We start from the raw sequence: 1336 nt of genomic DNA, 5'->3' as shown, positions 1-1336 counted from the left end.
AAAATTTCCACCACCAACATCAAAATTCTCAACATCGCAACATAGCCAAATGTTATAATAAATCTATTACACAAAGAGATAAATTACTTATTCAAAGGCGGAGGAATCACATGTCTATTACTGAAAAACAACGTCAGCAACAAGCTGAATTACATAAAAAATTATGGTCGATTGCGAATGATTTAAGAGGGAATATGGATGCGAGTGAATTCCGTAATTACATTTTAGGCTTGATTTTCTATCGCTTCTTATCTGAAAAAGCGGAACAAGAATACGCAGATGCCTTGTCAGGTGAAGAAATCACGTATCAAGAAGCATGGGCAGATGAAGAATATCGTGAAGACTTAAAAGCAGAATTAATTGATCAAGTCGGTTACTTCATTGAACCGCAAGATTTATTCAGTGCGATGATTCGTGAAATTGAAACGCAAGATTTCGATATCGAACATCTGGCGACGGCAATTCGTAAAGTTGAAACATCAACACTAGGTGAAGAAAGTGAAAATGACTTTATCGGACTATTCAGCGATATGGATTTGAGTTCAACGCGTTTAGGTAACAATGTCAAAGAACGTACTGCGTTAATTTCCAAAGTTATGGTTAATCTTGACGACTTACCATTCGTTCACAGTGACATGGAAATTGATATGTTAGGTGATGCATACGAATTTCTTATCGGGCGCTTTGCGGCGACAGCGGGTAAAAAAGCAGGCGAGTTCTATACACCACAACAAGTATCTAAGATACTGGCGAAGATTGTGACAGATGGTAAAGATAAATTACGTCACGTGTATGACCCAACATGTGGGTCAGGTTCATTACTGTTACGTGTAGGTAAAGAAACGCAAGTGTATCGTTATTTCGGACAAGAACGTAACAATACCACATACAACTTAGCACGCATGAACATGTTATTACATGATGTACGTTATGAAAATTTCGATATACGTAATGATGACACGTTGGAAAATCCAGCCTTTTTAGGCCATACATTTGATGCGGTTATTGCGAACCCGCCATACAGTGCGAAATGGACAGCAGATTCAAAATTTGAAAATGATGAACGATTTAGTGGTTACGGCAAGCTTGCGCCAAAATCCAAAGCAGACTTTGCCTTTATTCAACACATGGTACATTACTTAGACGATGAAGGTACCATGGCCGTTGTACTCCCACATGGTGTCTTATTCCGTGGTGCCGCTGAAGGTGTCATTCGTCGTTATTTAATCGAAGAAAAGAACTACCTAGAAGCCGTGATTGGCTTACCAGCCAATATTTTCTATGGGACAAGTATTCCAACATGTATTTTAGTGTTTAAAAAATGTCGCCAACAAGA

1 protein-coding gene is annotated in these 1336 nt (G+C 38.6%); it reads left to right on the top strand.

Features of this window, described 5'->3' with window-relative positions; all coding sequences use genetic code 11:
- Positions 1-110 precede the first annotated feature (110 nt).
- Positions 111-1336 (top strand): type I restriction-modification system subunit M (locus tag IDG45_RS13695; RefSeq protein ID WP_000028677.1); only part of this gene is annotated, 1226 nt, incomplete at its 3' end.

The organism is Staphylococcus sp. EG-SA-10, from assembly GCF_017151945.1.
In the GTDB taxonomy this organism is placed as follows: domain Bacteria; phylum Bacillota; class Bacilli; order Staphylococcales; family Staphylococcaceae; genus Staphylococcus; species Staphylococcus aureus.
This window is presented reverse-complemented; position numbering and strand designations above follow the sequence as displayed.